Origin of the sequence: Rheinheimera sp. MM224 (assembly GCF_947090785.1) — a bacterium.
Lineage (GTDB): Bacteria > Pseudomonadota > Gammaproteobacteria > Enterobacterales > Alteromonadaceae > Pararheinheimera.
Genome location: NZ_OX352320.1, coordinates 2,698,647 through 2,723,961, shown reverse-complemented (window position 1 = coordinate 2,723,961; position 25,315 = coordinate 2,698,647). Strand labels below are relative to the sequence as shown.

The 25,315-nt window shown below is 46.7% G+C and carries 17 protein-coding genes; 10 read left to right on the top strand and 7 right to left on the bottom strand.

Annotation, left to right across the window (positions count from 1 at the left end):
- Positions 1-39 precede the first annotated feature (39 nt).
- On the bottom strand, positions 40-1,011 hold the full coding sequence (gene cysK / locus OM978_RS12770; RefSeq protein WP_264342583.1) for a cysteine synthase A: 972 nt from the start codon (positions 1,009-1,011) through the stop codon (positions 40-42).
- 127 nt (positions 1,012-1,138) lie between these two features.
- Between cysK and OM978_RS12765 the strand changes: the two genes are divergently transcribed.
- The 4 genes from OM978_RS12765 (at position 1,139) to OM978_RS12750 (ending at position 5,474) form a co-directional block, all read left to right on the top strand.
- Positions 1,139-1,984 (top strand): AAA family ATPase, encoded by an 846-nt coding sequence (locus tag OM978_RS12765; RefSeq protein ID WP_233009750.1) that lies wholly within the window; start codon positions 1,139-1,141, stop codon positions 1,982-1,984.
- A 1-nt stretch (position 1,985) separates the two neighbouring features.
- Entirely contained in the window at positions 1,986-3,164 is a 1,179-nt protein-coding gene (locus OM978_RS12760; RefSeq protein WP_264342582.1) for a vWA domain-containing protein, read from the top strand.
- A 57-nt stretch (positions 3,165-3,221) separates the two neighbouring features.
- A complete protein-coding gene (locus tag OM978_RS12755; protein ID WP_264342581.1) occupies positions 3,222-4,253 on the top strand; it encodes an RDD family protein in 1,032 nt (343 codons plus the stop codon).
- A gap of 102 nt (positions 4,254-4,355) precedes the next feature.
- Complete coding sequence (locus OM978_RS12750) at positions 4,356-5,474, top strand: beta-ketoacyl-ACP synthase III (RefSeq protein WP_264342580.1); 1,119 nt, start codon at positions 4,356-4,358, stop codon at positions 5,472-5,474.
- Positions 5,475-5,531: 57 nt separating this feature from the next.
- Here OM978_RS12750 and OM978_RS12745 read toward each other — a convergent pair whose 3' ends face one another.
- From OM978_RS12745 to pabB, 4 genes are all read right to left on the bottom strand, one after another.
- A complete protein-coding gene (locus OM978_RS12745; RefSeq protein ID WP_264342579.1) occupies positions 5,532-5,840 on the bottom strand; it encodes an isoamylase early set domain-containing protein in 309 nt (102 codons plus the stop codon).
- A gap of 257 nt (positions 5,841-6,097) precedes the next feature.
- Positions 6,098-7,477, bottom strand: coding sequence for an L-serine ammonia-lyase (locus OM978_RS12740; RefSeq protein ID WP_319633871.1), 1,380 nt, complete (start codon positions 7,475-7,477; stop codon positions 6,098-6,100).
- Positions 7,478-7,634: 157 nt separating this feature from the next.
- Positions 7,635-8,198, bottom strand: a complete 564-nt coding sequence (locus OM978_RS12735) for a CoA pyrophosphatase (protein WP_264342578.1) — start codon at positions 8,196-8,198, stop codon at positions 7,635-7,637.
- A gap of 4 nt (positions 8,199-8,202) precedes the next feature.
- Complete coding sequence (gene pabB, locus OM978_RS12730) at positions 8,203-9,594, bottom strand: aminodeoxychorismate synthase component I (RefSeq protein WP_264342577.1); 1,392 nt, start codon at positions 9,592-9,594, stop codon at positions 8,203-8,205.
- A gap of 185 nt (positions 9,595-9,779) precedes the next feature.
- Between pabB and OM978_RS12725 the strand changes: the two genes are divergently transcribed.
- From OM978_RS12725 to OM978_RS12710, 4 genes are all read left to right on the top strand, one after another.
- Positions 9,780-11,300 carry a fumarate hydratase gene (locus tag OM978_RS12725; RefSeq protein WP_264342576.1) on the top strand — a complete coding sequence of 507 codons (1,521 nt, stop codon included), beginning with the start codon at positions 9,780-9,782 and terminating at the stop codon, positions 11,298-11,300.
- 52 nt (positions 11,301-11,352) lie between these two features.
- Positions 11,353-13,374, top strand: a complete 2,022-nt coding sequence (locus tag OM978_RS12720; protein ID WP_264342575.1) for an alpha/beta hydrolase family protein — start codon at positions 11,353-11,355, stop codon at positions 13,372-13,374.
- Between the two features lie 103 nt (positions 13,375-13,477).
- Positions 13,478-13,840 (top strand): MmcQ/YjbR family DNA-binding protein, encoded by a 363-nt coding sequence (locus OM978_RS12715; protein ID WP_264342574.1) that lies wholly within the window; start codon positions 13,478-13,480, stop codon positions 13,838-13,840.
- Between the two features lie 24 nt (positions 13,841-13,864).
- A complete protein-coding gene (locus OM978_RS12710) occupies positions 13,865-18,424 on the top strand; it encodes an EAL domain-containing protein (protein ID WP_264342573.1) in 4,560 nt (1,519 codons plus the stop codon).
- Positions 18,425-18,479: 55 nt separating this feature from the next.
- Here the strand turns inward: OM978_RS12710 and OM978_RS12705 are convergent, their stop codons facing one another.
- On the bottom strand, positions 18,480-20,327 hold the full coding sequence (locus OM978_RS12705; protein WP_264342572.1) for a M48 family metallopeptidase: 1,848 nt from the start codon (positions 20,325-20,327) through the stop codon (positions 18,480-18,482).
- 5 nt (positions 20,328-20,332) lie between these two features.
- Positions 20,333-20,923, bottom strand: a complete 591-nt coding sequence (locus OM978_RS12700; RefSeq protein ID WP_264342571.1) for a LemA family protein — start codon at positions 20,921-20,923, stop codon at positions 20,333-20,335.
- 247 nt (positions 20,924-21,170) lie between these two features.
- On the opposite strand from OM978_RS12700, the gene OM978_RS12695 reads away from it, so the two are divergent.
- Both OM978_RS12695 and OM978_RS12690 read left to right on the top strand, forming a co-directional pair.
- Positions 21,171-21,866, top strand: coding sequence for a pirin family protein (locus OM978_RS12695; protein WP_264342570.1), 696 nt, complete (start codon positions 21,171-21,173; stop codon positions 21,864-21,866).
- 487 nt (positions 21,867-22,353) lie between these two features.
- Positions 22,354-25,245 carry a di-heme oxidoredictase family protein gene (locus OM978_RS12690; RefSeq protein ID WP_264342569.1) on the top strand — a complete coding sequence of 964 codons (2,892 nt, stop codon included), beginning with the start codon at positions 22,354-22,356 and terminating at the stop codon, positions 25,243-25,245.
- The last annotated feature ends 70 nt before the right edge of the window (positions 25,246-25,315 follow it).

Sequence of the window (25,315 nt, the reverse complement as noted above, 5' to 3'; positions counted from 1 at the left end):
GGCTCAATAGAGCCGTTTTTCCGCTAAGTAAAATGCAGGTTAAGCTTGCAATTCGCTTTCGGTGAAGAAGTCTGCAAACAGTGCGCTGGATAAATAACGTTCTGTTGAACTTGGAATAATCACCACAATGTTTTTACCGGCATTTTCTGGTAGCTCTGCTAAACGTTTCGCTGCAACTACGGCTGCACCAGAAGAAATACCAGCCAGAATACCTTCTTCTTTCATCAGACGGTGCGCCATAGCAATGGCATCATCATTGCTGACCGTTTCTACCGCATCAATGATGGATAAATCCAGGTTGCCCGGAATAAAACCAGCGCCTATGCCCTGAATTTTATGTGGACCAGGTTTAATTTCCTGACCAGCCAGCGCCTGAGTAATCACAGGTGAATCCACAGGTTCTACTGCCACACTGATCAGCGGGTGTTTTTTCTCGTGTTTTATATAACGGCTGACACCGGTAATAGTACCGCCTGTGCCTACACCAGCCACGAAGATATCAACCTTGCCATCTGTGTCATTCCAGATCTCTGGGCCTGTGGTATCAAAGTGAATTTGTGGGTTAGCCGGGTTTTCAAACTGCTGTAAAAACACGTATTTTTCAGGATCTGACGCCAGAATTTCTTTGGCTTTTTCGATAGCGCCTTTCATGCCTTTTGCGCCTTCAGTCAGCACTAAGTTGGCACCCAGAGCTTTAAGCAACTTACGGCGCTCTAAACTCATGGTGGCAGGCATGGTCAGAGTTAACGCATAACCACGGCTGGCGGCAACAAAAGCTAAAGCAATACCTGTATTGCCAGAGGTAGGTTCGATAATTTCTTTACCTGGGCCTAACAGACCTTTTTTCTCCGCATCCCAAATCAAAGCTGCGCCTAAACGACATTTCACAGAGAAGCTTGGGTTACGGGATTCGATTTTGGCAAATACATTGGCACCTGAAGTGACGCGCTTTAAGCGCACCAGCGGCGTGTTACCAATAGAGAGTGAGTTATCTTCATAGATCTTTGACATAATAAAAAACCTTCAGGGTTTGATGAATGGTTATAAGAATACTCGGGCCTTGTTAAAACGAAAGAAAAGATTTGATATAAGATATTCCCATCTTAAGCCTGCACTCTAAAAAAAGAAGTAATAACAGATGATTTTTCAAAGTACAGAACACTATATTTTATCGCCAGAGCTGGCCTTGGCAGTAAATGCCGCCGTCACCTTAGAAAAACCTTTATTGATCAAAGGTGAACCTGGTACTGGTAAAACCCGTTTAGCTGAAGAGCTGGCAGCAAGTTTAGGCACTGATTTGATTAACTGGCAAATCAAATCCACCAGTAAAGCTCAGCAGGGTTTGTATGAATACGATGCGGTATCGCGTTTACGTGATGGGCAGCTTGGTAGTGAGCGGGTGGCCAACATCAGCAACTATATCAAACCGGGCAAACTCTGGACTGCTTTTACCGCAGAAAAACGCCCTGTGTTGTTGATTGATGAAATCGACAAAGCCGATATTGAGTTCCCAAATGACTTGTTGCATGAACTTGACCGTATGTCCTTTGATGTGTACGAAACAGGTGAACGTATCAGTGCAAAGCAGCGGCCTATAGTGGTGATCACGTCCAATAACGAGAAGGAACTGCCAGATGCTTTTCTTCGTAGATGTTTTTTCCACTACATACGTTTTCCGGACAAAGACACTTTAACTCAAATCGTTTTGGCGCATTTCCCGACTTTGCAGGCTGACTTACTGACCGCTGCACTGGAGGTGTTTTTTGACTTAAGGGCTGTGGACGCTTTAAAGAAAAAGCCATCGACTTCTGAGTTACTGGATTGGTTAAAACTCTTGTTGGCCGAACAAATAGCACCGTCAGTGTTACAGGATAAACAACATCAGGGTGGCTTGATGCCTTTGTATGGTGCCTTACTGAAAAACGAGCAAGATGTCGCTTTGCTGGAAAAACTGGCCTTTATGGCCCGTCGCGCTGGCCGTTGATATGCTGATATCGTTCTTTTTAACCTTGCGAAAATACGGCCTGAAATCCAGCATTACTGAGCTGCTGGATTTACTCAAGGCGCTGCAGTACCAGCTGATTTTTGCAAGCCTGGATGATTTTTATCTGCTGTCCCGTTTGTGTCTGGTGAAGGATGAAAGCCAATACGACAAATTTGACCGTGCTTTTGCAGAGTATTTTGACGGCGTTGAAAGTTTGGATTTAGCCTCATTGATTCCGGATCACTGGCTGCTGCCAGGGCTTATTCGTCAGTTGTCGGAAGAAGACAAGGCTAAACTGGCCTCTTTAGGTGGGCTTGAGCAGTTGCTGGAGCAATTTAAGCAGCGTTTAAAAGAGCAGCAGGAAAAACACGCCGGCGGTAATAAATGGATAGGCACAGGCGGCTCGTCACCTTTTGGCGCTTATGGTTTTCACCCGGAAGGGATCAGAGTGGGTCAGCAGGGCAGTGGTCAGCGCCGTGCGGTTAAGGTATGGGACAAGCGTGATTTTAAAGACTTTGATCAACACGCAGAGCTTAATCACAGAGCTATGCAGCTGGCGCTTCGGCAATTGCGGCGTTTTGCCCGCACCGGACAAGCGACTGAACTTGACTTAAATGGCACTATTAAAGCCACAGCTCAGCAAGCGGGCTGGCTGGATTTAAAGTTTCAGGCGGAGCGGCATAATGCGGTTAAAGTGCTGATGTTTTTTGATATAGGCGGCTCAATGGATGACTATATTCATGAATGCGAGCAGCTATTTGCTGCGGCCCGCACTGAATTTAAACATCTGGAGTTTTTTTACTTTCATAACTGCCCTTACGAGCAGGTGTGGCGCACTCATCAAAGACGTAGTGCCGATGCGGTGTCTATCACTCAACTGTTACAGACTTATCATAGTGACTACAAAGTGATTTTTGTTGGTGATGCCACCATGGGCCCCTATGAAATTACTTATCCGGGCGGCAGTGTCGAGCATTTTAACCCTGAATCCGGTGAAGTCTGGTTAAAACGTCTGTTGGCGCATTTTCCAAATGCTGTTTGGCTCAACCCACAACCACACCCCTGGTGGAGTCACTATCACTCCATAGAAATACTGCAGAAACTGATGCAAAACCAGATGTATAGCATGACGCTGGATGGTTTAAGCGGCGCTATCCGGCATTTATCAAAGCGCCATTGAAAAGGTCAGACGAACTGATTAAAGTGGTTTATTCATCAGGCATTTACGGAAAATTTAATGCAGCACGAACAGCCGGACCATCAGGATATCAGAGAAGTAGCGCCTGACACTTTTGTCGACGAGACAGGGCATCAGCTGACAAAAAAAGAAGTTCGGCAAATAGTCACACCCCATGCTTTTGCTGTCGCTGACGAACTGATAGGTCAGCCGCTAGCTAAACCTGTACGTCGTGGAATTGCAATGGGCATAGACGGCTTAATTATCAGTGGTCTGGCGTCTGCCAGTCTGATTTTTGTCTTACCCACTATGTTGTATTTATGCTGGAACAGATACAAAGCCCAAAACAGAAATCATCTGCTGCTGATGGTGTTTGCAACTTTAGCTATGCTGGGCACTTTAAGTTGGGCACCACAACTGGTGCAAGAGCAAGAGACTACCTCGGCTGCCGATCTGGATCTGACGCCAACGGCTGCGGCAGTGCTGGCACAAGTCTCCTTAGAGCTTTCGACCGAAGAATGCGATGCGATTTGTGCTGAAGAGAAAACTAAAACGCTGGCACTTGAGATGCAAAATTCTGGCGTCAGCATGAAGCAGCAAAAAGATGTGTTGGAGGGATTACTGGAGTTAACTGAGCTCAAAGGTGTTGAAAAACGCGCGTTATTGGACAAGTATGTGGCACAACCAAAAGTAGTGGCTACACAACCTGTCGTTGCGGCTGCTGTGACCGAACCCGTCAAAGAAGAATCGTATTCAGTGCTGGATAAACTGAAAAACTCCGATTACAGCCTGATCAAATGGGTGAAAGGTATACTGGCCGACTTTGGCCTGGGCTATGGCTGGGCTATGGTTTATTTTACTTTTTACATCAGTTGGAATAACGGTCAGACCATAGGCAAGCTGCTGACCCGCATTCGGGTGGTGCAACTGGATAATCAGCCTTTAACCTTATGGGCTTCGTTTAGCCGTCAGGGCGGTTATGGTGCAGGTTTTGCTACCGGGCTCATTGGGTTTGCACAAATACTCTGGGACCCAAACCGCCAGGCAATACAAGATAAAGTGGCCAGCACGGTCGTGATCCACCAGCCTTGATCCGACAAAAAATCTCGGCAGGCATTGGGATTATTAAGCTAGAATAGCGACCAATTCAGCAACTCGTTAAAAGAAGTTGCACTTATGACAAAGGTATTCTGAATGAAAAATGTGCTGATCAGTGGCTCAGGCCTGTTTACACCCACCGAAACTGTCACCAACGAAGAGTTAGTTGCCAGTTTTAATCAGTATGTCGATTTGTTTAACGAGCAATATGCTGACGACATTGAAGCAGGCGAATTGGTCGCGTTGGAGTATTCCAGCTGCGAGTTTATTGAAAAAGCCTCAGGCATTAAATCCCGTCATGTACTGCACAAAGAAGGAATTTTAGACCCAGCGGTGATGATGCCTGTTTTTCCTAAACGTGGCGAAGACGAACACCCTGAAATGGTCGAGATGGCTATAGTGGCTGCACAGGAAGCTATGGCGCAAGCTGGAAAAACGGCAGCAGATATTGATCTGATTATTTGTGCAGCATCCAATATGCAGCGGCCTTATCCTGCTTTGTCTATTGAGCTGCAACAGGCTTTAGGTGCGGCAGGTTATGCTTTTGATATGAACGTGGCTTGTTCATCTGCTACTTTTGCCATCAGCAATGCAGTCAATGCGATTCGTGGTGGTATGGCTAAAGTAGTGTTGGTGGTCAATCCTGAATTTGCCTCGCCGCAAGTGAATTACACCAACCGCGACAGCCACTTTATATTTGGTGACGTTTGCACCGCCACTATTATCGAAGCAGAAGACACAGTCACATCAGACAATGCCTACCGTATTTTGGGCATGAGCTTAAAAACTGAATTCTCTAATAATATCCGTTGTGATGTCGGCTACACCGAACATTGTCATCCGGAAACTGATCCGGACGCGCCATTTTTTAAACAGCAGGGCCGCAAGGTATTTAAAGAATTACTGCCGATAGTGGCGGATGTGATTTTAAATGAGATGCAGCGTTTAGCTGTTAAACCTGATGATTTGAAACGTTTATGGTTACATCAGGCCAATATCAATATGAACCTGTTTGCTGCGAAGAAAATCCTAGGCCGCGATCCTTTACCTGAAGAGGCTCCACTGGTATTGGATACCTATGCCAATACGGCTTCAGCCGGTTCAGTTATCGCATTTCACAAAAACAAAGAAGGCATTCAATCTGGCGAAAAAGCCATTTTATGTTCTTTTGGTGCAGGCTACTCAGTAGGTTGTCTGGTGCTGGAAAAACGTTGATCCTAAATCAAGGGGGCAGACTCGATACTCTGCCCCCTCATTGATGAGATTGACCAGTTACAGCTGCACTACTGAATTCTGGTCGTAGCTGACCTGAGTCGGCACATAAGCATCCGCTTCATCATCATTGAGCCAGGTTTGGCCATCTATCACATATCTGAATTGATACTGCTTTTCTTTATCCAGATTTAAGCTGGCAGTGAAATCACCTGTTTTGGTTTTTTTCATCAACACAGCTTGCGGATCCCAGTTATTAAAGTCTCCGGCCAAAGCAACACTTTGGGCTTGTGGGTATTGATGACCTGCAAAAGTAAAAGTCACTTTGCATACAGGTTTGGTTTTTAAATACTGCTTACTAATACTCATAGCTGCTTCCTTCCCGAATTTAGCTGGTCAATACATAAAACTCTAGTGTATCGCGCAGTGATGACAATGAAGTGTCTAAAAAATAACCCGTTTTGGTCTTGTTCACCATAGCTAAGCCGTCGCAGTCCCCAAAATAACTTTCTGGAATGTATATAGATGAATTAGCTATTTCAAAACTACAAGCTGGAGATCAAATCGACAGATGATATAGGGTTAAAAAAACCGGCGATTGCCGGTTTTTAAGTTTATTGAGGGAATTAGCACTCGATAATATTAACTGCCAACCCACCGCGCGACGTTTCTTTGTATTTACTTTGCATATCACGGCCTGTATCCCACATGGTTTTTATCACTTTATCCAGAGATACCTTGTGCTCGCCTGTGCCGCGTAAAGCCAGACGTGAAGCGTTGATGGCTTTAATAGAGCCCATCGCATTACGTTCAATACAAGGCACCTGGACTAAACCACCCACAGGGTCACAAGTTAATCCTAAGTTGTGTTCCATACCAATTTCAGCGGCGTTTTCTACATGATCAACAGAGCCACCTAAAATTTCGGTTAAAGCGCCGGCAGCCATAGAACAAGCCACACCCACTTCGCCCTGACAACCTACTTCAGCACCTGAAATAGAAGCATTCTTTTTATACAAAATACCGATAGCAGCCGCTGTTAACAGGTAACGGCAGTAGATATCCGGTGTGACAGGCTGAATGTATTTATCGTAATACATCAAGACCGCAGGAATAATACCGGCTGCACCGTTGGTTGGAGCTGTCACTACCCGGCCACCGGCGGCGTTTTCTTCATTCACCGCCAACGCAAATAAATTCACCCAGTCCATTACTTGTAATGGGTCTGAGCTTTTTTCTGCCATTAAACGTTTATGCAGGGCAGGGGCACGGCGTTTTACTTTTAAACCACCAGGTAAAATACCTTCGGTACGAATACCCCGTTGCACACAGTCGTACATGGTTGACCAGATTTTACCCAGCTCGTCCTGAATTTGTTGTTCGCTGCGAAGCACCTTTTCGTTTTCCATCATTAAACCTGCGATGGATAAACCGTTTTCTTTACACAGCTTCATCAGCTCTGCACCACTTTCAAAAGGGAAAGGTGGCGGATTGTCTGCGGCAAACTGACTGGCAGCTTCTTTTTCTTTGGCGAAGTCTTCGGCCTTAACGATAAAGCCGCCGCCTATAGAGAAATAAATCTCGCTGAACAAAACCTCATGACCGGCATAAGCTATTAGCTCCATGCCGTTGGAATGTTCTTTTAAGGTTTTGCGACGATGAAACACGATAGCGCCTTCCCGTGGAAAGGCGACTGAATGCTTTTGATCAAGCAGAATATGCTGAGTTTCATCGACTTTTTTTAACAGGCCAGGGATAGCATCGGGTTCGATGTTTTCTGGTAAAAAACCGGACAAACCTAAAATCACCGCTTTACCCGTGCCGTGACCAATACCGGTTTGGCCTAAAGAACCAAAGAGTTCAGCTTTAACACTGGTGACTTGATCAAACAAGCCCATGGCTTGCAGGTTTTCACAGAATTTTTTTGCAGCACGCATTGGGCCTACGGTGTGAGAACTGGATGGGCCAATACCAATACTGAACATATCAAAAGCGCTAATAATCATTCGGATTCTGCTTTTAGTTATAAGAATTGGGCGCCATTCTAACGGAAGCGAATCAATTTCGTAACTCACCTGGTAACTGGTCGGTGCTTATTACAGCAGATGTGTAAGCGGTAGTGTGCCGAATTGATTACAGCAAGACGGGCAGGCCCTTACGAAATTAATAATGCAGCTGCTGTTTTAGCGAATAGAGGATAGCAGCTGTTGCACCCCAGATCAGGTGAGGGCCATAGGGCATAAAGTGCACCAGATGCGACTGGCCATGCATGGCAAAATGTTCGCTATGGGTATTTTGTGGATCAAATACAAAAGACAAAGGCAGCCAAAAGGCCGACTCTACTTCGGAATACTGCAATTGAAGCTCGACTTCTTCTGTTAAAAATGCAATCCAGGGCTGAATTAAAAAACCTGTGCCTGTGGCATAACTGGGCAATTGTCCAATCAGTTGCAGCAGCTCTGGCGCTATACCGGTTTCTTCGTGGGTTTCACGTAAAGCGGCTTGCTGGCTTTGTTCATTCGCTTCAATTTTGCCGCCTGGGAAACTGATTTGGCCCGGATGATGGCGTAAATCAGAGCTGCGTTTGGTCAGCAATAATTGCAGTTCACCCAGGTGTTCCCGCATGACTAATAACACAGCAGCAGCTTTACTTTTTTCCATCTGCAATAACACAGAGTGCTTCGCAGGCTGGAGGAAAAAACGCTGTAAAAACTGCTGCCGGTTCATGCTGTTAGTCCGTCGATACAGAAGGGTTTACCTGACCCAGTAAAGGCAAAATTTTATTCACCTTATGAAAGGTTTCTTCGTATTCAGCATTCACTTCTGAGTCAGCCACAATGCCTCCTCCAGCCCAGCAAAAGGCTTTGCCTTGCGCCATCACCAAAGTACGGATAGCAATATTGGTATCCATATCGCCACTGCTGTTGATGTAACCCACAGCACCACAATACACAGAGCGGCTGTTGGGTTCTAATTCCGCAATAATCTGCATAGCCCGTACTTTAGGTGCTCCTGTGATAGAGCCGCCCGGGAAAGCGCCGCGCAATAAATCACAGGCATCGGCACTAGGGCTTAAGGTGCCGGTAATAGTGCTGACCAGATGATGTACGGCTGGAAAGGACTCAATAGCAAACAAAGCCGGTACTTTAACCGTGCCTGGTACACAGTGTTTACCCAAATCGTTTCGCAGTAAATCCACAATCATCACATTTTCTGCTCTGTCTTTTGGTGCTGCTTGCAGCTCTTCTGCACTTTGCTTATCAAGTAGCGCATCAGCAAAACGCGGTCTGGTGCCTTTTATCGGTTTGGTTTCAACCTGACCTGCTTTGAGTTGTAAAAAACGCTCCGGCGACAAACTTAAAACGGCGCCTTGTGGCAAACGTAAAAAGGCTGAAAAAGGTGCGGCATTTTTACTGCGTAAAGTTAAATAAGCCTGCCATTCATCACCGCTGTAACTGGCTTCAAAACGCTGGGCTAAATTAATCTGATAACAGTCACCACTTTGCAGATAACTTTGCACCTGATCAAACTTTTTGCTGTAACTGGCCTTGTCCATATTGGCTAGCCAGTCAGAGGTTAATTCAAAAGCTTTGTTTTGTGCTGTTGCAGTAAAAAGTGTGGATGTTCGTGCCCAGTGGCTTGCTGCATCACCGCGGTAATCCACATACCAAAGTTGCTGTTGTTGTTTATCCAGAATCAGCGCCCATAAATAAATACCAACCGCCATATCAGGCAGCAAAGCTCCTGTATCTGCGGCTTGTGGCACAGGTTCAATCACACAACCCAGGTCATAGCCAAAATAACCTAAAGCACCACCGACAAAAGGTAAATCAGGGTTGTCTGATCGCTCTGGTTTATCCGGAAAATAACGGCTGGTCAGTTGCTGCAAAGCGCCAAAAGGGTCCATTTGCAGCAGCTGGCTTTGGCCTTGTTCGGTTTGGATTAACTGACCCTTCTGATAGACCAGGGTCGCGACAGGGCGGGCCACCAGAATATCAAAGCGACTGTTCACGTGGTTGCTTGCTGCCGAGTCGAGCAACATGGCCCAAGGCTCGGAAGCCAGAGCAGAAAAATACTCCAGCAGATGCGGTGCTTTGGCATCTAACTTCAAAAACTGTGACATAAGTCGTCTCATAAAACGGGCTAATTCCGGCAAAAATACGGTAAGTGGCTAGCCGCTGGATCTGTTGCGCTGTATCATATCAGCCCAACTGACATTAGTTAACCTGAACACAGGAAAAGCCGTCTTGTCTGGATACAGAACAGACAGGGGCTTACATTTAAATATTTTGGAAGGGCAGAAACTCTATGACCGTCATTCGCCAGCAAGACTTTATCGACAGCATCGAAGATGCGTTGCAGTACATCTCTTTTTATCATCCGCTGGATTTTGTCCAGGCCCTGGAAAAGGCCTATCACAAAGAACAAAATCAGGCCGCTAAAGACGCCATAGCCCAAATTCTGATCAACTCCCGTATGTCGGCTGAAGGCAACCGCCCAATTTGTCAGGACACTGGTATTGTCACTTGTTTTGTTAAAATCGGTATGGATGTAAAATGGGATAAAACCGATATGACAGTGCAGCAAATGGTGGATGAAGGTACACGCCGTGCTTACCTGAACCCACATAATCCGCTGCGTGCCTCTATTGTGGCAGATCCTGCAGGTGCCCGTAAAAATACCCAGGACAACACACCTTCAGTAGTGCATATCGATATGATCACAGGCCACCATGTCGAAGTGGCTATCGCGGCCAAAGGCGGCGGTTCTGAAAACAAAACCAAAATGGTGATGTTAAATCCATCTGACTCAGTAGTTGAATGGGTGCTGGAAACTCTGCCTAAAATGGGTGCTGGCTGGTGTCCGCCAGGCATGTTGGGCATAGGCATTGGCGGTACTGCAGAAAAAGCAGCAGTACTGGCTAAAGAAGCTTTGATGGAGCCTGTCGATATTCAGGACCTGCTGGAAAAAGGCGCTGAAACAGCCGATGAAAAACTTCGTGTTGAGCTGTACGACAAAGTCAACAAACTAGGCATTGGTGCCCAGGGTTTAGGCGGTTTAACTACAGTTGTTGATGTAAAAATCAAATCTGTAGCTACGCATGCCGCATCAAAACCAGTGGTGATGATCCCAAACTGTGCAGCCACACGTCACGTGCATTTCCACTTAGATGGGTCAGGCCCAGCTGTATTAACACCGCCGAAGCTGGAAGACTGGCCGGAAGTGACATGGGAGCTTGGCAATAATGTGCGCCGTGTGAATTTAGATACTGTCACTCCTGCTGATGTGTTGGAGTGGAAAGCAGGTGAAACTGTGTTGCTGTCAGGCAAAATGTTGACAGGCCGCGACGCTGCACATAAACGTATTGCCGATATGCTGGCCAAAGGCGAAGCTTTGCCAGAAGGCGTTGACTTTAAAAACCGCTTTATCTATTACGTAGGCCCTGTGGATGCAGTGGGTACTGAAGTGGTAGGCCCTGCAGGTCCAACAACGGCAACCCGTATGGATAAATTCACCGACATGATGTTAGGCAAATTTGGTTTGCTTGGCATGATAGGTAAGTCTGAACGTGGTGACAAAACCGTTGAAAGCATTAAAGAGCACAAAGCTGTGTATTTAATGGCGGTCGGTGGAGCTGCTTATTTAGTATCCAAGGCTATCAAAAAGTCCCGCGTTGTCGCCTTTGCCGATTTAGGTATGGAAGCCATCTACGAGTTTGACGTAGAAGACATGCCAGTGACTGTGGCTGTTGACAGTCAGGGAAATAACGTGCATAAACAAGGACCTGCTATTTGGAAAGTGAAGATAGCTGAACTTGCCAATAACTAAAAATGATTAACAACGCCCTGGTTCTCAGGGCGTTTTTCTACTGGGAGAATGTATGAAAGCCTGGATCTTTCTCACCGCAGCTTTGTTAAGCGGTGCTGCTGTCGCCAAAACCCCGCTCACTATTGAACACCTAAATAAATTAAATAAAGTCTACGATGTAGTGGTGTCCCCTGATGGCCGTTATCTGGTCTATGGCCAAAAAAATGGTGGTCTTGCTCCTGCTGACACCAGCGCTGATTTGTATTTAATAGATTTACAACAAAACAATAAAGTCAGTCGTTTAACCTTTAACGATGATAAAGAGCATGCTGTAGCCTGGAGCAAGGACAGCAGTGCTTTGTATTTTATCGCCGGACGCTCAGGTAACTCTCAGGTTTGGCGTTTGCCCGTCGCTGGTGGTGAATCTCAGCAAATCACCGATTTACCTTTAGATGTGGATGGTTTTTTAGTCTCAGATGACAACAGCAAAATTGTGCTGCAAATGGCAGCTAAACCGGGTTGCGAAACTTTATCCTGCACAGTTGAAGCCAAACAAGTCAAAGCAGGTCAACAAGACAGTGCCATGGTGTACGATCAGTTGATGGTGCGGCACTGGGATACCTGGGCGGATGAATTCAGAAGTCATTTATATATTGCTGACTTGGCAGGTAAAAAAGTCACAGATGCCAAAGACTTATTGCCTGAATGGAATACCGACATTGCTGGCATCAAAGAAGTGTCATTTACGCCAGACGGTAAAAACCTGGTATTCAGCGCGAAAATCCCTGGTGTCGATCAGGCCTGGCATACCAACTTTGATATTTTTCAGGTGTCGGTCAAAGGTGGCGAAAAGATTAACTTAACCCGTGACAATGCGGCGTGGGATGCCAAACCTTCGTTCTCCAGCGATGGTCGCTTTATGGCCTATTTAGCTATGAAAAAGCCAGTGTATGAGGCTGATCGTTTTGGTTTGATTTTACTGGATATGGTGACAGGTCAGCGTAAAGAGTTGTCGCCGGAGTGGGACAGATCCATCAGCGACTATAAATTTGGTGCTGACAACAGAACCATCTATGTCACAGCGCAAGACACGGGGCAGCACGGTATTTTCTCCATTAACACCAGTTTCGGTGATATCAGCAAAGTCTATGCTGACGGCACAGCCGGAGATTTAAATGTGGCAGGCAACAAACTGATTTTTACTAATCACAGCCTGGACAAGCCAACTGATATTTACCAGATCACTGCTGAAACAGGAGCGCCAACGGCCTTAACTCAAATCAACAAAGAGGCTTTGGCTGATATTCAATTTGCTGAATTTGCCCAGTTTAATTTCCCTGGCGCCAATGACGAAACAGTGCACGGCTACTGGATGAAGCCTGTGAATTACAAAGAAGGTAAACAATACCCTATTGCCTTTATTGTGCACGGTGGTCCGCAAGGCAGCTTTGGTAACATGTTTAACTACCGCTGGAATGCACAGTTGTGGGCAGCTCAGGGTTATGGTGTGGTGATGATCGACTTCCACGGTTCTACCGGTTATGGTCAGGCTTTTACTGACTCTATTGCCCGTGACTGGGGTGGTAAGCCATTGGTTGATTTACAAAAAGGCTTAGCTTTTATCACTGAAAAAGAAAAATGGCTGGATGGCAAAAACGCTTGTGCTTTAGGTGCATCCTACGGCGGTTACATGATGAACTGGATTGCCGGTAACTGGCCTGAAGGTTTTAAATGTTTAGTCAACCATGCAGGTTTATTTGATATGCCAAGCTTTTATGGCAGTACTGAAGAACTGTGGTTCCCTGAGCATGATATGGGTGGTCCGGTCTGGAATAAAGAAGGCGATTATCAGAAGTTTAATCCGTCAGCTTTAGTGGATAACTGGAAAACGCCTATGCTGGTGATCCATGGCTTAAAAGACTACCGTGTGCCTTATGCTCAGGGTTTAGCTGCTTTTACTACGCTGCAGCGTAAAGGCATTGAATCCAAATTGGTGATTTTCCCGGATGAAAACCACTGGATTTTAAAACCTCGTAATGCCGAGCGTTGGTACAACGAAGTATTTGACTGGATGAAACTACACACCAGCAAATAATCTGTCGCAGAAGGCTGCATCCGCAGCCTTCCTTATTTTCCATCTTTGGGTTTCTCTATCTGTTTTTTAACCCTGTTTTATTGCCACCAACCGGACTCAGTGTATGCAATTTTCTGATGTACGTGACTACTGCCTTGAATTGATGGGGACTGAAGAAGATTTTCCTTTTGGCCCTGATTTCTATGTCTATAAAGTAAAAGGTAAAATCTTTGCTATCCTTGGCACAGACAAGGGAGAAGCCCGGTTGAATTTAAAATGTGATCCGGACGAAGCGCTGGCATTGCGTGATATTTTCCCTGCGATCATTCCTGGTTACCATATGAACAAAAAGCACTGGAATACTGTACGTCTGAACAACACAGTGCCAGAGCAGGAAATAAAACGACAAATCGATCAGTCCAGACTTTTGGTCATCCAATCTTTACCCAAAGTGCAGAGACAGACGTTACTCAATTCAAATGATTAGAATAATAAACTGGCACGGATATACATGGCTAAACCAGCTTACCCTTTGACTGCAAGTCGTATCGTACTGCTGTATTGCAGTTTTGCGTTGTTATGGATTTTTGGCTCCGATCATTTGCTGCATTTAACAGTTCCTGATCCTGAAGCGAACTCTTTATTAGGCACAGCCAAAGGTGTTGCCTTTGTTTGTATCAGCGGAAGTTTAATTTACTTATTACTTGCCACCTGGCGTAAACAGCAGTTTTTTGATTCCGAAGTGACGGTGCGCTACAAACAGCTGCGGGTGGTTGTGCTTATTCTGGCTTTTTTGCTGGCTATACCTGCTATGGCTTTTATTACCAAATGGGTGCACGGCAATCAGCTCAAAGCTGAAGCCATGGCTGACTTGCGCACTGTCACTGATATTAAAAAACAGCAACTGGAACTCTGGTTAGCTGAGCGGCAGTACGATATCAATGGTTTATCCCGCGACAGTTCATTCCGGCAGAAATTACAGCAGTATCTCGAGCTTGGAGATATCACTCAGCAGGCGGATGTGCGTAACCGGCTGGCGTCAATGATTGCTGAACATTCCTTTAGTTCAATCCTGCTATTCGACTCCCAAGGCCAGCAACATCTGGCCTTGGGGGCACAGCTTAAGTTTGACGCCCTGGCTGGAGGCCAACATCTGTCGCAGCCTGCCACACAATGCGACAACGGAAGAACAGACAGATATTGTCAACTGACCTGGTATCTGCAAATCGCCATAGACCAAAAAATTTACCAGTTGGTTTTTAGTGTTGATACCAGTATCTATTTATTTCCTGCTATTCAGAACTGGCCCGTGTCCAGTCCTACAGCCGAAGTCTTGCTGGTGCAGCGTAAGAGTCGGGAAGTGGTATTTTTAAACCCGCTGCGTCACCCGCAGCAGGCCATGCTCTACGATACGGATATAGATGGTCTTTTGCTTGCGGCTAAAGCTCTGCGTCAGCGGCAATTTACCACAGCAGAAGCACTGGATTATCGCGGACAGCCAGTATTGGGTGCTTATACGCCGATACGACAAACCAATTGGATGCTGGTCAGCAAAATCGATGTGGCAGAAGTGCTGCTGCCTTTGGATACCTTGCTGTTGTGGTTGTCAGTCAGCTCAGGCACTTTACTGATGATGTTGGTTCTGGGGGCTTTGTTTTACTGGCGAGAGCTTATTCAGTCACACCAACTTGCTTTAGCTGCCAAACAAACAGAGCAGGATAAAACCGTTCAGGCCTTTTTTGAGTTGCCTTTTTCCGGTATGGCTATTTTATCCCGTACACACCAACCCTTTATCCGGGTGAATAAAAAACTGCAGTCTTTGCTGGGGTACTCTGAGTCGGAATTGCTTGCACTGTCGTTGCGCGATCTGGCGCAAAGTCCCGAACAGTTTATGGCCACCAGCTTTGTCTCTAAAGAACAAAACTCTGTGGAGTCTGATATCCAGCTGCGTCATAGCTCAGGACGAGTGTTAACTATCAAATTAATGATGCAACGATTTAGTCAGGAAGGGCAGGCGGATCTGCTGTTGGCAACCTTTGACGATGTCACAGAAAAGCGTCAGTTGTATGCCGATTTAAACCGCAGTCACCAACAACAGCTGCAAAACTCACAGCAACTGGACGCTATTTTATCGGCAAGTTCAACAGTACTACATCGTATTGAACTGGACGGCACCAGTTGCCGAACCAGTTGGGTCAGCAGCAATATTGAACGTTTGTTCGGGTACAGTGTTGAGCAATCTTTATTGGAACACTGGTGGGAGAACGGGGTTCACCCTGAGGATGAAGCTTTAGCGAGTTCTGCGATAGAGCAGACGCTATTACAGGGACACTACCGCCACGAATACCGGTTTTTTGATGCGTCAGGCATTATTCGTTATATCCGTGACGACCTGAGATTGTTACCTGCTTTGATAGATGGCAAGCAACAAATCATTGGCGCCATGGTCGATATTACCGAACTTAGACAAGCCAGATTAGAGCAGGAAGCCAGTAACGATAAACTGAAAACCTTGTTTAATACCATGTCCGAAGGCCTGATTCTACATGACAGAACGGGCGCTATTGTTGACGCAAATCATGCTGCTGAGAAGATCCTCAACCGCAGCCTGCAAGAGATGCGTGGTCTTGTCCCCACTGTGGAAGACTGGAAAACCATTTATGAAGATGGTTCACAGTATCCGGCCGAACTTTACCCAAGTAATCAGGTACTGCGTGCAGAAGTGCCCCAGCCTATTCGTGATGTAGTGATGGGCATTGAACAAGGGGAGGTTCAGCGTTGGCTGAAACTCAATACAGAGCCTTTATTTGAACAAGAGCAGTTATCTGGTGTGTTAGTCACCATAGATGATATCAGCGCTCAGGTTGAATATCGCCGCGAGTTGAAACAACGTGCGTTAGTGATGTCCAACCTTGCGGATATGGCTGCGCGTTTTTTACAGCACAGCGACTGGCTGCAATTATTGCGCAGCATGATGCCTTCGGTGAGCCGTGCTTTAGCTGTGGATGCTATTTATCTGTATCAGAACACTATGCAGCAGGATCTGGTCACCGGGTCTTTATTAACCCAGTGGCGACGCGATCAAAAAGAACACATCCGCACTTTTAAAGAATTAAATAATAAAGTGTCCCGTTGGTATCCGGCGATTCAGCATCTGGCTAAAGGCACTATGGTAGCCGGTCTTGCTGATGAGATGGACAGTATGTTGCAGCCTATGCTGAAACGTTTCCGCATCCAGGCTATCGCATTGATACCAGTGATGGTTGATGGGGTTTGGTGGGGCTTACTTGGTGTTGAGCAGCATCATAGCTGTCGTGAATGGAATCAGGTGGAGCTGGATGCACTAAAAATGTTGGCAACAGCTTTAGGTAATGCAGTGAAACGTCAGCAGTTTGAAGCCTCACTACAGCAGGCTGCAGCAGTATTTGAGAGTACCCGTGAAGGTATTATGGTAACGGATGCATCGAACCGTATTATTCAGGTTAATCAGTCGTTATTGCATATGCTGGGTTATGAAGAATCTGAAGTTATAGGCAATACGCCAGCTATGTTTTCATCAGGGCGGCATGATCAGGCCTTTTACACTCAAATGTGGCAGGAACTGGCTGAGCAAGGGCATTGGCAAGGCGAAGTCTGGAACAGGCGCAAAAATGGTGAAATTTACCCAGAACTGCTCAGTATCAATACCATTCTCGATGCCAGCCAACAAATTAGTCACTATGTGGCTGTATTTGCAGATATTACCCAGTTAAAAGCCTCTGAACAGGAACTGGCATATCTGGCGCACCATGATGTACTGACCGATTTGCCCAACCGTTTACTGATGAGTTCTCGCTTACAAAATGCAGTGGATTTGGCAAAACGGGATCAGCATCAGTTTGCGGTGCTGATGATGGATCTGGACCGCTTTAAGTACATCAACGATAGCTTTGGTCATCCGGCCGGGGATGAGCTGTTAAAACTGGTGGCCGCTTCGCTTAAAGAACGCCTGAGAGATATTGATACAGTGGCGCGTTTTGGCGGTGATGAGTTTATTATTTTGCTTGAGCAATTACATCAAAGTGAAGACGCGGCCCGCTTTGCCACTCAACTGATCAATGATATGAGCCAACCCTGGCTGTTAAGTAACAATGCAGAGGTTCGGATCGGTGCCAGTATTGGTATTTCGATTTATCCTGATCATGGCACTGAAGGCGAAACGCTGCTGAGTAATGCCGATGCCGCTTTGTACCGCGCCAAAGAGCAGGGCCGTGGCCGTTTTGCTTATTATTCGGATGATTTAACTCTGTATGCTCGTCAGCGTATTGATTTAGAGGCCCGCTTGCGTGGTGCTTTAGCGCAAAACCAGTTCTTAGTGTATTACCAGCCACAAATCGATATTAAAACGGGTCGTATTGTTGGCGCAGAAGCGCTGGTGCGTTGGAACGATCCAGTGGAGGGCTTGATAGCGCCGGGACGTTTTATTCCTATAGCTGAAGACACAGGGCTGATTGGCGCTATTGGTGACTGGGTGCTGGCTGAAACCTGCCGTCAGGGCGCTTTGTGGCGTAAATCGGCTTTACCTGATTTAAAACTGGCTGTGAACTTGTCTTCGCATCAGTTCAGTCATGGTGATATTGGTGCTCAAACGGCGCAGATATTAAAAGACACAGGTTTCCCGGCAGAGCTGCTGGAACTGGAACTGACAGAAAGTGCCATTATGTCGCGGGAACAACAAGCTGAGCTGGTATTGTCTGATTTACACAACATGGGGGTAAATCTGGCCATTGATGACTTTGGCACAGGCTATTCGTCTTTTGCTTATTTACAGCGTTATCAGCTGGATGTGCTGAAAATAGATAAAAGCTTTGTTGATGATGTGGCAGATAACAGCGAAAGCCAGGCCATAGTCACGGCTATTATTTCAATGGCGCATATTTTGGGCTTAAAGGCTTTGGCTGAAGGGGTTGAGCAGCAGGCGCAGCTGGATTATTTATCTTTACAAGGCTGTGATTATTATCAGGGTTATTTATGCAGCAAACCTTTACCAGCCGCAGACTTTGAACAGCTGATCCGCAGTCAGAATTCCTGACTGCGCAGTGTTCAGCCTTTTGTGTTTCGTTGCTATGTGAGCTGGTTGGTTAGCGTCACGCCTCTGGACTGACAGGGAGTTCCAGTAACAAAACCAGCGCATGCAATAACAACTCTTCCTGTTCATTCACCAGTTCGTCAGCTTGAACCGCTATTTTCAGCATTTGCCATAGCTGCTGTTTCACTTTGGGTGAACTGTGAATAAGGGCTGGTAATTGTTCGCTTAACAGCTGAAAACTGACAAGGGGGCGAGCTGTTGAAGTGGGCAACCCCAGCACTTCTAAGCCAATTTTCCAGGATTGCTCCTGTAATTCTTCATGTGTAGCTTGTTGTGCACACAAAGACAGCAGTGCCAGTACAGGCTGCTGCACCTGATCAATACTGCTACTTTGATCCCGGCGATGCAACAACGAAGGATTAAACTGACTGCCTACACAGTGTTGTAGCCAATTTAATAAGGCCCACTCCAATAAATCCTCTTCGCCATCACAACGGCTCAGGTTTTGACACAGCTGCTGAAATTCAACAAACTGCACCTCTGACAGCTGCTTTAAACCCGGTACCGCAATTTGTAGTAACTGCAGTTTTTGTTTGCCTGATAAACGGCTGACATCGTCGTACAGTTTATCAACGTTCTGCATCAGCTGATGGTCGCCCAGAGCTTTGACCATAGCCCATTGCTTGGCCAGATGTTCAGTCTGAATAAGGCAGGCACAACACAAAGCGGGAGCAGAAGGGGCGTGGCGGCTGCTGTGCAGCAAAAACGCCGGCAATGCGGTCAGTACAGCAGCTGTTTTTTGTTGACTTGTTTTAGCCGTAGCGGATGGTTCAGCGCTGCTTTGTTGTTTTAATAGTGTTTCTGTCGGAAAAACCCCGTTCCAACCCGGGTCCAGCCGTTTGATCCGCAGAGGTAAAGGCGGGTGTGTGGCAAATAAACTACTCCAACGACTGATAGCTTCGCCAAAAAATAAGTGACTCATTTCATCAGCATTGGGGTTTTTTACCCTACTGCCGTAGCTCGCACCTCCAATAGCTTTCAGCGCTCCTGCTATACCTGCAGGATTACGGGTAAATTGCACAGCGCTGGCGTCGGCTAAAAATTCACGTTGGCGACTGACAGCTGCTTTAATGATGCTGCCAAAAAAAGTCCCCAAATAACCCAAGACCATTAACCCCAGCGCCAGACCAAGAATGCCACCGCCGTTGTCCTTAGATTTTGAACTACTGGCAATCACTGCATTTCTGCGGCCACTGCTGCGCAGTAAAAAATAACCGGCGTGACCAATAAACTCTATGCCATGCAGCAAGGCTATCAGGCGAATATTCAGCCTCATATCACCGTTTAAAATATGACTGAACTCATGAGCTATGACCCCTTGCAATTGATCCCGGTCCAGTAGGTTCAGGCAACCTTGAGTGATACCTATCACTGCATCTGCCGGCGAATAACCCGCGGCAAACGCATTGATGGAAGATTCTGGTGTTAAATAAACTGGCGGTACTGGTACTCCGGCTGCGATCGCCATTTCTTCGACCACATTCAGCAAACGCCGCTGTTTATCGTCGGCGAGATGATATTCAACCAGACGTCCTCCCAGCGCTTTGGCGACCACCTGGCCACCCTGACTTAATTCAGCCTGTTTGATGCTGATCACCGCAGCGATGATCAGAAATACAAACAAGCTGACCCAACCCATCATTTCCCATGGCAAGGCGTCAAACCAAAGCGGATCCTGCGGCCTTAATAACAACTGATACTGTTGTGGCTCCATCACACCTAAGGTGATCATCACCAACAGATTAGTGAGCACCAGCAGAGTGATCACGGCTAAAACAAACAGAAAAACCAGCAATTTGGTATTGCTGCGCGCCTGATCCTGAGCCGTAAAAAAATTAGTAGCCATAGAGTTTAAAAACTGACTTTAGGTGCAGCCTGGATAGCCGCGCTGTCAGCAAATTCCAGCAGCTTGGCATCGTTTTGATGACCAAAGAAACCCGCGAAAATCACCGGAGGGAAACTTTGTTTGTAGCTGTTGTATTCAGTCACTGCGTCATTAAAAGCCTGACGTGCAAAGGCGACTTTGTTTTCAGTGCTGGTTAGCTCTTCCGTCAGCTGCATCATGTTCTGATTGGCTTTTAAATCAGGGTAGGCTTCCATCACCATACTGAATTTAGTCATGGCACCTTGCAGCGCAGATTCAGCACCGGCCAGTTGGCTGATAGCCGCCGCATCACCAGGCTGGGCAGCGGCGGCTGTTAATTGAGTCATAGCGCTGTTACGCGCTGCAATAACGGCTTCCAATGTTTCGCGCTCATGCGACATATAAGCTTTGGCGGTTTCCACCAGATTAGGTATTAAGTCGTAACGGCGTTTTAACTGCACTTCTATTTGAGCAAACGCATTTTGGAAACGATTTTTCAGCTTGACCAGCTGATTGTAGATACTGACGATAAAAAACAAAATAACGACTGCAATCACTAAGGTAATAATGGTGGTCATGGGGTTTCCTTCTTCCAATGATAGGATTTAACAAGTTCTACTCTAGCATTGTAAAAATTAGTTGAATAGCATCAATAAGCTGTTGCGGTCTGAACCACAGAAATCACTTTTCGCCATAGCTAAATATCGATAATACTGATGTTCATAAATTTTGAATTGAACCTTCAGATTTATCCGTTTTTCTCCTGCTCTTTTTGTCTCTATAGTGAGTTTATTCAAGAATATTAAAGAACAAAAGGAATACAAAATGTTTGAAATTATCCGTTCGACCGAACGCGGCAGAGCTCACTTTGGTTGGTTGAAAAGCCAACATACTTTCTCTTTTGGCGATTACTACAATCCAAAACAGATGGGTTTTTCAGAACTTAGAGTGATTAATGACGACGAAGTATCAGCAGGTGCTGGTTTTCCTACCCATAGTCATAAAAATATGGAAATTATCAGCTATGTACTGGAAGGCAAAATCGCCCATAAAGACTCAGCAGGTAATGAAGAAATATTGCCAGCGGGCGAATTTCAGCTGATGAGCGCAGGTAAAGGTATTTCACATAGTGAATACAACGCCAGCACTAGCGAGAGGCTGAAGTTTTTACAAATTTGGATCCAACCAAATCAATTGAATGGCGCGCCAGGTTATCAGCAAAAAGACTTTGGTCAATTGCCTGGTTTGACGGAAGTGATTACGCCAGATGGCCGCAACGGTACCTTAACCATCAGACAGGACGCCAGCTTGTCGCAGCTGATTTTAGTGGCGGCAGATCAGCACCTGATGCCGGTAAAGCCGGGCAGGGCATACTACCTGCATCTGATTAACGGCGAGCTAAGTATTGCTGGTCAGCAGTTAAATCCGGGGGATGGTATCAAGTTGACTCAGTTCACAGAGTTAACAGCGAAAGCAGGATCTGAACCTGTCAGAGCCCTGTGGTTTGATTTGCCTGCGTGATGAATGCCTGATTATTTTTTATAAACAATAAAAGGATGCTGTAAAGGCATCCTTTTATGCTGGAAAAACTACAGTACTTCCTGTCTTTCGAAGACTTGATGCTTAAAACGTGTCCCGCTACCTGTCAGTGGTATGACCAAACCACCTGAACCTCACTCAACTGTTAAGATGCAAAGGCCGCAAGGTTGAGCAATGTACAATTAATTACATAAAAAGACCGGGTATTGCCTCATGATCCGGTGACTTGTAGTCGCTTTGGTTAAATGCGACCTCACTCTGTTATCTTATTCAAGGGGTGAAATTTTGTACTGTGTCATTTTGGAGTTATTGGTATGAGTCCTTGTTCTGTTGTTCAATCAGATGAAAACAGGTTAAAACGAAAGCGTTGGCTGATTGTGCCTTTGTTTGCATTATCCGTTGCAGCATGCGGCGGTGGCGGTGACAGTAGTACAGTGCCTGATGACTCAGGTTCAGGTACCCCCCCGTAGTGACTCCTCCTGTAGTGACACCACCTGTGGAGACTCCGCCGCCAACAGAAGTGCCACCGCCTGAAGAGACTCCTCCACCTGAAGAGACTCCGCCTACAGAGGAGTTGCCAGAGCCCGAGCTTGAGGGGCTGCCTGATGTGAAAACAGCTGCTCTGCCTAAAGTGGGAGCTCCTTCGTTACCTCCGCCACCTGCATCCTTAAGAATACCGGACAATTTTCTCAGAATAGCTGCTGCTCAGCCAATCTCAGTCGCTAATGCCAGTTCTTCCGGCGATGAGAACGGAAATAATACCGCAGCCAAAGCCATAGACGGAGACTTGACCAGTAGATGGGAAAGTGCATGGGGTGATGATATTACCGATGCCGACAATGCCTGGCTTCAGTTTGACTTTGGCGCGAAAACGGCCATAGGGATGATGACGCTGCATTGGGAAAATGCTCATGCTGATGAATATGCTGTTTACGTATCAGATGATGCGCAGAACTGGTATCAGCTCCGCTATATAGTCGCGTCGCAAGGCAAGACAGAGGAATTTTTTAATCTGGATATAAACGCCCGCTACCTGCGCATTCAGGGCATCACCCGTAAAACTCAGTATGGTTATTCTTTGTTTGAGGCCGAATTTAAAGCGCCTGACAGTTCAAACTCGATGCCAGAACTGAGCACGTCAGCTTTATCTTACCCTTTAAGCGGAGCAGGACGTACGCCATTACCAGCACCTGCTGAGCCAATTGAAATGGTTCGCTTTACCTTAGCTGATGGCACACTGGTAACCCGTTTTGGGATGGTGGGGCGCTCCCGTCATGCCCGTGAACGGGGCGAAGACTGGAACGAAATTGGCTATGGTGTCAATGACACAGTAGATGCCGCTGGTAAACCAAGAAACAAGGGACCTGGCGCACATTTGAATTTTATCGCCAACTACTTTAAAAACCGCACCTGGGGTGTGGAGTTTATTGATAACAGCAATGTCCCTGGTGTGACTGAGCCCCGTATTGTAGTGAATCAGTATTATCAGCAAGCCCAAAAGGGCGGCGGGCACTCTTTTGTCCGTCGTTTTGATGAGCCAGGCGTCACAGGTTTTGGCTGGATGAGCCCTGGGGATTTATTAGATGACTCGACTTATCAGGATCCAGGTGCAGCCTGCCCTGTAGTGGCTAAACCAGCCAATGGCGTTTTATTACGCCCTGACAGCGGTTACAACGGCGTGATTGGCGCTAATGACGGCTGTAGTGTGGTGTTCGACCGTTATCCTGGGCACAGAGCGCTTTCCGCCAACGCTGATGGCGTCTTGGCACCTAATGGTAGTTATGTGGACTCCCGTGTGCTGAAAAAAGGTGATGTGATTGAGTTTACTGGCTCGTTTTTCTCTACCCGTGAGGCCATGGATGCTATAGGTGACAACGGGGCTTTCCGTTATTATACCAACGAGCTGACGTACGTGATGGGCAAAGGCTTAAGGCCCTGGTACGGTGTGCAGCCGCGTCTGATGAATGAACCTTTGCCCGAAAGCACGCTGCAAGGGGGGCTGGGTTCTATTTCTTTTGACTATGCCGACAACCCAACCTTTATGTTCCAGCAGCCGCATAACACGATAGGCATGCAGAATATGCAACGTTTTATGGAAGGTCGCCGTTGGTTGCATACCAACTTATGGTCAGGAGATCATAACGAAGATGGCAATGATCGCAATGACGCAGGCCGTCAGTTGCAAGGCCCGCGTTTTAATCAGTCATCCTGTTTTAACTGTCATGTCAATAATGGCCGCAGCGTGGCACCTACTGTGCGTAACCAGAAACTGGATACCATGGCTGTGCGGGTTGGAGCTACAGGTACTGACGCCAATGGCCATTACCTGCCTCATCCGATTTATGGTCAGGCACTGCAAATGAATGCCCGCTCTATCGAAACAGGAGCAATACAAAACTGGGGGAACGCGGCCTGGGTTTCTGATTTCGTCAGCAGTAACGTCAGTCTTGCCGACGGCACACAAGTTGAGCTGCGTAAAGCCACTATTGCGTTTGAGGGACCAGAACCTGCTGTGCATTCTATACGTCAAGCGCAGCCATTGATTGGTATGGGGTTATTGGAAGCGATTTCTGATGAAACTATTTTATCCAGAGTCCGCAGCACACCAGATGCTGACGGTGTGTTGGGCACTGCCAACTATGCGTATGATCCCCAAACCGGAGAAGTGCGGTTAGGCCGCTACGGCTGGAAAGCTGGCAAAGTCAGCTTGCGTCATCAGGTGACCAATGCTGCGCTGCTGGATATGGCGGTGACTTCTTCTGTCTATCCTAAACTGGACTGTCTGGCTGGCCCACAACACTGCGATCCGGCCACAGCAGAACCTGGTTTGCCAGATGAAGCTGTCACGGCTATGACGCAATACCTGTATTTATTGGGTGTGCCCGCACAGCGCAGCGTGGTCAGTGGTTTCCCTAAAGGGGTGTCACCTTTGACTTATCTGGATGTTGACCCTGCCAAAATAGCGGCTGGCGAAAAAGTCTTTAAAGATATTCGCTGCGTGGCGTGTCACGTCAGTGAAGTGAAAACCAGCGAGCGCTCTGAGTTTGACGAAGTGCGTAATCAGAACATTAAACCTTACACCGACCTATTGCTGCATGATATGGGGCCTGGCCTTGCTGATAACTTCACCGAAGGCCTGGCTAGCGGCAGTATGTGGAGAACATCAGCGCTGTGGGGCATAGGCTATACCCAGTTTGTGGCTGGAGGTGTTCCGGCAGGGTATTTACATGATGGCCGCGCCCGTACCTTAACCGAAGCTATTTTATGGCACGGCGGCGAAGCTGAAGTGATCAAAAACCGCTTTGTGAACCTGCCTACAGCCGAACGTGAAGCGCTGCTTACTTTCCTGAAGTCTTTGTAATTCGAATAGGGATAAAAAAAAGCCCGGCGCGGATAAACTTCGCCGGGCTTTTTTTATTTAGTTATTTAGT

Excerpts from the sequence above, each read along its gene's own strand:
- cysK (WP_264342583.1), bottom strand. The coding sequence starts at position 1,011 with ATGTCAAAGATCTATGAAGATAACTCACTCTCTATTGGTAACACGCCG.
- OM978_RS12765 (WP_233009750.1), top strand. The coding sequence starts at position 1,139 with ATGATTTTTCAAAGTACAGAACACTATATTTTATCGCCAGAGCTGGCC.
- OM978_RS12760 (WP_264342582.1), top strand. The coding sequence starts at position 1,986 with ATGCTGATATCGTTCTTTTTAACCTTGCGAAAATACGGCCTGAAATCC.
- OM978_RS12755 (WP_264342581.1), top strand. The coding sequence starts at position 3,222 with ATGCAGCACGAACAGCCGGACCATCAGGATATCAGAGAAGTAGCGCCT.
- OM978_RS12750 (WP_264342580.1), top strand. The coding sequence starts at position 4,356 with ATGAAAAATGTGCTGATCAGTGGCTCAGGCCTGTTTACACCCACCGAA.
- OM978_RS12745 (WP_264342579.1), bottom strand. The coding sequence starts at position 5,840 with ATGAGTATTAGTAAGCAGTATTTAAAAACCAAACCTGTATGCAAAGTG.
- OM978_RS12740 (WP_319633871.1), bottom strand. The coding sequence starts at position 7,477 with ATGATTATTAGCGCTTTTGATATGTTCAGTATTGGTATTGGCCCATCC.
- OM978_RS12735 (WP_264342578.1), bottom strand. The coding sequence starts at position 8,198 with ATGAACCGGCAGCAGTTTTTACAGCGTTTTTTCCTCCAGCCTGCGAAG.
- pabB (WP_264342577.1), bottom strand. The coding sequence starts at position 9,594 with ATGTCACAGTTTTTGAAGTTAGATGCCAAAGCACCGCATCTGCTGGAG.
- OM978_RS12725 (WP_264342576.1), top strand. The coding sequence starts at position 9,780 with ATGACCGTCATTCGCCAGCAAGACTTTATCGACAGCATCGAAGATGCG.
- OM978_RS12720 (WP_264342575.1), top strand. The coding sequence starts at position 11,353 with ATGAAAGCCTGGATCTTTCTCACCGCAGCTTTGTTAAGCGGTGCTGCT.
- OM978_RS12715 (WP_264342574.1), top strand. The coding sequence starts at position 13,478 with ATGCAATTTTCTGATGTACGTGACTACTGCCTTGAATTGATGGGGACT.
- OM978_RS12710 (WP_264342573.1), top strand. The coding sequence starts at position 13,865 with ATGGCTAAACCAGCTTACCCTTTGACTGCAAGTCGTATCGTACTGCTG.
- OM978_RS12705 (WP_264342572.1), bottom strand. The coding sequence starts at position 20,327 with ATGGCTACTAATTTTTTTACGGCTCAGGATCAGGCGCGCAGCAATACC.
- OM978_RS12700 (WP_264342571.1), bottom strand. The coding sequence starts at position 20,923 with ATGACCACCATTATTACCTTAGTGATTGCAGTCGTTATTTTGTTTTTT.
- OM978_RS12695 (WP_264342570.1), top strand. The coding sequence starts at position 21,171 with ATGTTTGAAATTATCCGTTCGACCGAACGCGGCAGAGCTCACTTTGGT.